Source organism: Streptomyces sp., assembly GCF_035644915.1.
Classification (GTDB): domain Bacteria; phylum Actinomycetota; class Actinomycetes; order Streptomycetales; family Streptomycetaceae; genus Streptomyces.
Map to the genome: position 1 here is coordinate 23,621 of NZ_DASQNP010000204.1, position 7,530 is coordinate 31,150.

Here is a 7,530-nt window from a genome sequence, read left to right on the forward strand (position 1 = left end):
CGGCTCTAGCGGATGTTCGGGTCGAAGGTGAAGATCACCAGCGTGCCCAGCAGAACGGTGAACACCGTGGCGGTGTACAGCAGCATCTTCAGCCAGAAGCGGGTGCTGTCCCGCTCGGCGTAGTCGTTGATGACCGTCCGCAGACCGTTGGCGCCGTGCAGCATCGCCAGCCACAGCATCAACAGGTCCCAGGTCATCCAGAACGGCGAGGCCCAGCGGCCGGCCACGAAGGCGAAGTTGATCTTGCTGACGCCGCCGTCGAGGACGAGCTGGATCAGCAGGTGGCCGATGACCAGGGCGACCAGCACGATGCCGGACAGCCGCATGAAGATCCAGGCGTGCAGTTCGAAGTTGCCGCGCGTGGCCTTGGGAGTCCTGCCCGTGCGCGCACGGGGCGGCTCGATGACCGGTGCGGGGTTGTCTACGTCAAAGGCCATGGGTCAGCTCCCGAACAACTCGCTCACGGCGTGCCCGAGGACCGGGTACAGCGCCCCGATCATCAGCACGATCCAGATGCCCATCACGATCCACAGCATCTGCCGCTGGTAGCGGGTGCCCTTCGACCAGAAGTCGACGGCGATGACCCGCAGACCGTTGAGCGCGTGGAACAGGACGGCGGCCACGAGGCCGTACTCCAGCAACGCGACGATCGGCGTCTTGTAGACCGCCACGGTTTCGTCGTACGCCTCGGGGGAGACGCGGACCAGGGATGTGTCCAGGACGTGCACGAACAGGAAGAAGAAGATGAGGACGCCGGTGACTCGGTGAGCCACCCAGGACCACATGCCTTCCCGGCCGCGGTACAGCGTTCCAGCCGGCACGGAAAACCCTCCGGGAGCGGTGTACAGGGCCGGCCGGCTTGATGTCGGTCTGGCCCGGCCGGGTACGGTCCACCGGCCACCTGCCATGGTATCGACGCTCCGTCGGCTCGGTTCCCCCGGGGGCCCGGATGTGATCGATCAGGCACGGAAAGGTCAGGAACCGCACCCTTGGCGGGCCGGTCCCGGCTCCTCGCCGGCCCGCTCCCCGCCCTCCTGACCGGGAAGCTGTCCGGGAACCCGCCCGGGGGTCTGCCCGGGCACCTGCCCGGGGGTCTCCCCGGGTACCTGCCCGGGGATCTGTCCGGGAGCCGTCCCGGCGAGTCCCTCCCGGACCAGCCGCAGGAGCCGGCCGCGCGCGATGCGGCGCAGTTCCTCGGCGGCCACCGCGCGCTCCCGCTCGGCCTCGTTGCCCAGCCGGGTGCGGATGGCGGCGAGGACGTGGTCGAACGCCTCCTCCTCGCGGACGCCGTCGACGCACAGCACGAAGGCGTACCCGAAGCGGCTTTCGTACGCGGCGTGCGCGGCGCGCAGCGCGGTGTGCGCGGCGAGCCTGCCGGGCCCGGAGACGGCCAGGGAGCGCCCGCCGTACAGCAGGTCCCCGTACGTCGGGCCGACGGAGGACTCCCGGGTCAGCGCCTCGGACAGGTCCTCGTCGGTGAGGTCGTAGCCGGCCTCGTCGGCTGCGGCGAGCAGCGCCTCCAGGTCCGGGTAGGGACGGTGGGCGACGATGCTCTCCGCCCAGCGCCGACTGCCGCAGCAGGTGAGCAGGGCGGCCCGGAGATCGGCGGGCGGGGCGGTGTTGAGGCGGTGGAGCGGCGTTGCCTCGCTTCGCTGAGGGGGCAGGCGCATGGGCTCCTCGGGCGCGGGGGGACGTCTGGGACGTCGCGGGACGGAGGCGGGCTGACGAGGACGCGGGGCCGGCGGCCGGTGGCGGCCGGGGCTGTCGGTGACGGCTGGTGTCCGGGGTGATGGTGTGACGGGAGATGACGCAAAGGTAACGATACGGGGGAGACGGTGCCCTGTGCACGAGGGGTTTTCACCCGGACGAGACGGATAGGAGGCGCATGGTTGACGGATGAGGGCCGGAAAGGGGCAATACGGTCGCTCCATGGGACGCATCCCCCGAAAGAAGTCCGTGGCCATCGCGGCCGTGGCCGGTGCGGCGGCCACGGCCGCGGCGGTCACCCTCGTCGTGCTGCCCGGCGGAGCGCCGGAGCGCGAGGCCCCCGCGGGCGGCGCCCGGAGCGCCGCCCGCGTCCCCGCCGTCACGCTCCCCGCCGCTCCCGACACCATCCCCGCCGTACGCCAGTGGGTGCCGGAACCCGGCCTCGGCTGGCAGCCCGGCCCCGGCACCCGCGTCGTGGCCGACCCCGGCGGCGCGCTCGCCGACGAGGCCCGGCTGCTCGCCCGTGAACTGGACGCCGGCCGCTCCGCCGGCCCCGCCGGACCCGGCGACGTCGAACTGGTCCTCGACCCCGACGCCCCCGGCGGGGAGATCCGGGGCCGCGAGGGCTACGTGCTGACCGCCCGCACCGGCAGGGTCACCATCACCGGCCGCACCGACACCGGGGTCTTCCACGGCACCCGCACCCTCCTCCAGGCCCTCCGCGACGGTGGCCGGATGCCCCGGGGCACCGTCCGGGACTGGCCCGACCGCCCGCAGCGCGGCCTGATGATCGACATCGCGCGCAAGCACTTCGACGCGGACTGGATCGAGGACCGCATCCGCGAGATGGCCGACCTCAAGCTCAACCAGCTCCAGCTCCACCTCTCCGACGACCAGGCGTTCCGCGTCGAGAGCACCTCCCACCCGGAGATCGTCTCCGACCCGTACCTGACCAAGGAGGAACTGCGCCGGATCGTCGAGCTGGCCAACTCCCGGCACATCGCCGTCATCCCCGAGATCGACTCGCCCGGCCACCTCGGTGCGGTGCTCGACGCCCACCCGGAACTGCAACTGCGCGACGCCGACGGCGACCCGGTGCCCGGCGCCGTCGACATCTCCGACCCGCGCGCGGCACGGCTCGTGGACGACCTGCTGCGCGAGTACGCCCCCATCTTCCGCGACCAGCCCGGCCCCGGCCCGTACTGGCACCTGGGCGGCGACGAGTACCGGGCGCTGATGGCGTCCGACCCCGAGGCCGCCCACCCGGACCTGGCCGCGGCGGCCCGCCGCGAGCACGGGCCCCGGGCCGGCATCCGGGACCTGGCGGCGGCCTGGCTCAACGACCGCGCCGCGACCGTGCGGAGGCAGGGGTTCGTCCCGCAGGTGTGGAACGACGGACAGCACCGCGGCGGGACCGTCCGCCCGAGCAGGCCCCGGCAGGTGGCCTACTGGACGGGCCGGGAGATCGGCGCCCGGCCGCCCCACGAGTACCTGCGCGAGGGCTGGGAGGTGATCAACCTCAACGACGAGTACCTCTACTACGTGCTCGGCGAGCCCAACCGGTTCACCTACCCGACCGGCCGCCGCATCTACGAGGAGTGGACCCCGGCCGTCCTGCGCGGCACCACGCCCGTGCCCGCGGGGTCCGCCGGTCCGGACCGCGTGGTGGGCGGGCGGTTCGCCGTCTGGTGCGACCTGGCCGGGGCGCAGACGGCCGAGCAGGTCGCCCGGGGCATCCGCATGCCGCTGCGGGCCGTGGCCCAGAAGCTGTGGAACCCCGCGCGGCCCGCCCTGGACTGGCCCGCGTTCCGGCGCCTGGCCGACCGGGTGACGTGACGGGGGAGCGCGGGGCTCGGGCGGGGCCGGGCACCACGCTCCTTCAGGACGCCCAGGACGCCCAGGACGCCCAGGACGCCCTGGACGCGCTCAGGACACGATGTCCTTGGTGCGGAAGCGGCGGAAGGCCAGGGCGAACAGCACCAGCGCGTACGCCACCGACACCGCCGAGCCGCGCAGCATCCCGCCCCATTCCGGCTCGCCCTGCACCACGTCCACCCAGGCGAACTGCCAGTGGGCGGGCAGCAGCTCGCGCCAGTCGCCCAGGGCGGTGACCGCGTCCAGGATGTTGCCGACGATCGTCAGCCCGATCGCGCCGCCGACCGCGCCCAGCGGCGCGTCGGTGACCGTGGACAGCCAGAACGCCAGTGCGGCCGTGACGAGCTGGCCGGTGAAGACGTACGCCACCGCGACCGCCAGCCGGCCCACCGCCTCGCCCGCGGGCAGGGCCCCGCCGGTGGGCAGCTCCAGCGGCCCCCAGCCGTACGCCACCGAGCCCGCCGCCAGCGCCACCAGCGGCAGCAGCGCCATCGCCGCCGCGCTGAACACCAGCGCCACCACCAGCTTGCTCAGCAGCAGCCGGGAGCGCGGCACCGGGGCGGCCAGCAGGTAGCGCAGCGAGGCCCAGCTCGCCTCGGAGGCCACCGTGTCGCCGCAGAACAGCGCCACCGGCACCACCAGCAGGAAGCCCGCCGAGACGAACAGCGCCATGGCGGCGAAGTTCGGGCCGGAGGCCGTGGCGGTGTCCATCAGGTTGATCCGCCGCCCGCCCGGCTCGGGCTCGCCGCCGATCGCGAAGGCCGCGATCAGCACGAAGGGCAGCGCGGCCAGCACCAGCCCGGTCACCAGGGTGCGGCGCCGCCGCAACTGCCGCACCGCCTCCACGCGCAGCGGCAGGGTGCGGCGCGGGTGGTAGCCGGGCGCGGCGCCCGAGCCCGGAGGCGCGGAGGGCGTAGTGGAAGGGGTGGCGGTCATCGCGATCCTCCGATCAGGGTGAGGAAGGCGTCCTCCAGGCGGCGGTGCGGCCCGGCGCTGACCACCGGCACCTCCAGCCGCAGGAGCTCGGTCAGCAACTGCGCCGTGGTGGCACCGTCGAGCCGCACCAGCAGCCCCTCCTCGGTGCGCACGGCCGAACCGACGCCGGGCAGGGCGGCCACCTTCTCCGGCAGCGCCTCCGGCACCGGACCCCGCACCCCGACGAGCAGGGTGTCCCCGGAGCCGGTGATCTCCTCCACCGGGCCCGCCTGCACCAGCCGCCCGCGGTCCATGACCACCAGGTGCGTGCACGTCTGCTCGACCTCGGCCAGCAGGTGGCTGGAGACGATCACGGTACGGCCGCCGGCCGCGTAGCGGACCATCACCTCCCGCATCTCGCGGATCTGCGGCGGGTCCAGACCGTTGGTCGGCTCGTCCAGGATCAGCAGGTCCGGCAGCCCCAGCATGGCCTGGGCGATCGCCAGCCGCTGCCGCATGCCCTGCGAGTAGGTGCGCACCGCGCGCTCCAGGGCGTCGCCGAGCCCGGCGATCTCCAGCGCCTCGTCCAGGTGCGCGTCCTCCTCCGGGCGTCCGGTGGCCCGCCAGTACAGCTCCAGGTTGGCCCGGCCGGACAGGTGCGGCAGGAACCCGGCGCCCTCGACGAACGCGCCGACCCGGGAGAGCACGGGCGCGCCCGGACGGACGCGGTGGCCGAAGATCCGTACCTCGCCGCTGTCGGGGGTGATCAGGCCCATCAGCATGCGCAGCGTGGTGGTCTTGCCCGCGCCGTTGGGGCCCAGCAGCCCGAGGACCTGCCCGCGCTCGACGCGGAAGGACAGGTCGCGCACGGCGTAGCGGTCCTGCGAGCCCGCGTACCGCTTGGACAGGCCGGTGATCTCCAGCGGCACGTCCGCCCGCCCGGGGTCCGCCTCCGGCGCGGGACCGGTGCCGGTGGCCCGCACGGTCCCGCGGCGGCGCCCGGTCAGCAGCAGCGCCGCGGCGACGGCCGCGCCGGTCAGCGGCATGCCCCACACCCACCACGGCAGCGGGTCGGCGGCGACCGCCAGCCCCGGCGCGGTCGGCACGCTCACCCCGGCACCGGCCAGGGAGACGGTGTAGGCGGCCGGCTCCACCGGCGAGGCGTGGGCGAGGTCGGTGGCGGACAGCACCAGCCGCATGCGGTGCCCGGCCTCGAAGCGGTGGTCGATCGCCGGCAGCCGCACCTCCACCGTGCGGCCCTCCCCGGCACCGGTGACCCGCACCGGCGTCACCAGTCGGCCGGGCAGGGTCTGCCGCCGCCCGTCGGGGCCGACGTCGTAGAGCTTGGCGAACAGCACCGCCTCGCCGCCGTCGGAGGCGACGTTCACCCGCACCGTGGGTGCGCCGGTGACCCGCAGCGCCTCCCCCAGCGGCGCCGAGTCGAAGCGGGCGTGCTGGCCGGGGTGGTCCGCCGGCAGGCCCGCGCCCAGGTCCGACAGCCCGCCGAGGTCGCCGAGGGCGCCGAGCGCGCCGAGGCCGGGGACGGCGGAGACGGCGGGCGGGGTGCCGCCCGCCGGGTTGGCGAAGGTCTGCTCGCGCCCGGTGAGCGCGACGGTCCGGACGCCGCCGCGCAGGCCGGGGTAGCTGTCGGCGGTGGCGGCGCGCAGCCGCACGTCGCCCTCGGCGGAGTCCAGCCCGCCGGTGCGGGTGACCCGGAAGGCGGGCCCGGTGTCCGCACCGGCGTCGCCCTTGAGGTGGCGGTCGAACCAGGCGCGCGTACGGGCCTCCAGCCGCGCCGTCTCCTCCCCGGAGCCGCCGGGCCCGACGTCGTGGCCGCCCGCGATCCAGTCCACCGCCACGGGCGCGCCGTTGGCGCGGATCGCCCTGGCCATGGCATCGGCGTGGTCGAGCGGGAAGAGCGAGTCGGACCGGCCCTGGACGATCAGGGCCGGCACGTCGATCCGCCCGGCGACCGCCACCGGGCTGCGCTCCCGCAGCAGGTCCCGCGCGGCGTCGTCCGGCTTCCCGGAGACGGCCACCCGCCGGTACATCGCGCACAGCTCCGCGGCGAACCGGCCGCAGCCGACCCGCTGGGGCCCCGCTCCCGCGGCGGGGGCGCCGGCGTTGGAGACCGTGGAGCCGGTGGTGAAGAAGAGGCCGGACCACAGCTCCTTGAAGACGCCGTTCGGGAAGAGGGCCTCGGACAGGTCCCAGTAGGTGAGGGCGGGGGCGATGGCGTCGACCCGCTCGTCGTACCCGGCGGCCAGCAGCGAGACCGCACCCCCGTAGGAGGTGCCCGCCACCCCCACCCGGGGGTCGCCGTCCCCGTCGAGCCGGACCTCCGGCCGCTGTGCCAGCCAGTCGACGAGGCGGCTGACGTCGGCGACCTCGCGCTCCGGGTCATTGAGCCCGATCCGGCCGGTGGAAGCGCCGAAACCACGGGCCGACCAGGTCAGTACGGCATATCCGGAACGGGCCAGCTCCTCGGCCTGGGCGCGCAGGTCCGCCTTGCTGCCGCCGAAGCCGTGGCCCAGCAGCACCGCGGGACGGCGTGCGGCGGGGTCGCCGGCGGTGAAGTAGGAGGTGTCGATCCGGACCGTGCCCCCGCCGTCGCCCCCGTCCCGCCCGGGGGCGGACTCGGGCAGGGTGAACGTCCGTTCCGTGTGGCGCACGGCCGGCCCGTCGTCCGGACCGGCCGCCCACACGCCGGCTCCGGTGAGGACGGCGACGGCGGCGGTCGCCGCGAGCAGCCGGCCGCGGAACCTGGGCAGTCGGAGAACCATGACCCGACCCTACGGGGTGCCCCGCCGGCCGGCGGCGTCCCCGGGAGGGATCCGCCGCCCCTACCCGAGGAGGAGACGGCACGCGGCCCGCGTACTGCCCCGGCAGTACGCGGGCCGCGTGCCGTCTCCTCCTCCGGTAGGGGCGGCGGATCCCTCCCGGGGACGCCGCCGGCCGGCGGGGGCACCCCGTAGGGTCGGGTCATGGTTCTCCGACTGCCCAGGTTCCGCGGCCGGCTGCTCGCGGCGACCG

General features: G+C 75.1%; 6 protein-coding genes. 1 reads left to right on the top strand and 5 read right to left on the bottom strand.

Annotation, left to right across the window (positions count from 1 at the left end):
* Positions 1-5 precede the first annotated feature (5 nt).
* From VE546_RS22635 to VE546_RS22645, 3 genes are all read right to left on the bottom strand, one after another.
* Entirely contained in the window at positions 6-437 is a 432-nt protein-coding gene (locus VE546_RS22635) for a succinate dehydrogenase hydrophobic membrane anchor subunit (protein ID WP_324925272.1), read from the bottom strand.
* Positions 438-440: 3 nt separating this feature from the next.
* Entirely contained in the window at positions 441-821 is a 381-nt protein-coding gene (gene sdhC, locus VE546_RS22640) for a succinate dehydrogenase, cytochrome b556 subunit (RefSeq protein WP_324925274.1), read from the bottom strand.
* A 153-nt stretch (positions 822-974) separates the two neighbouring features.
* Positions 975-1,670, bottom strand: a complete 696-nt coding sequence (locus VE546_RS22645) for a 2-oxo-4-hydroxy-4-carboxy-5-ureidoimidazoline decarboxylase (protein WP_414720551.1) — start codon at positions 1,668-1,670, stop codon at positions 975-977.
* 259 nt (positions 1,671-1,929) lie between these two features.
* Here VE546_RS22645 and VE546_RS22650 point away from each other — a divergent pair, with 259 nt between their 5' ends.
* A complete protein-coding gene (locus VE546_RS22650) occupies positions 1,930-3,543 on the top strand; it encodes a family 20 glycosylhydrolase (protein ID WP_324925276.1) in 1,614 nt (537 codons plus the stop codon).
* Positions 3,544-3,633: 90 nt separating this feature from the next.
* Here the strand turns inward: VE546_RS22650 and VE546_RS22655 are convergent, their stop codons facing one another.
* Both VE546_RS22655 and VE546_RS22660 read right to left on the bottom strand, forming a co-directional pair.
* Positions 3,634-4,518: an ABC transporter permease gene (locus tag VE546_RS22655; protein WP_324925278.1), complete on the bottom strand. Its 885-nt coding sequence runs from the start codon at positions 4,516-4,518 to the stop codon at positions 3,634-3,636.
* On the bottom strand, positions 4,515-7,280 hold the full coding sequence (locus VE546_RS22660; protein WP_324925280.1) for a CocE/NonD family hydrolase: 2,766 nt from the start codon (positions 7,278-7,280) through the stop codon (positions 4,515-4,517). The genes VE546_RS22655 and VE546_RS22660 overlap by 4 nt, the downstream gene beginning before the upstream one ends.
* Positions 7,281-7,530: the final 250 nt, after the last annotated feature.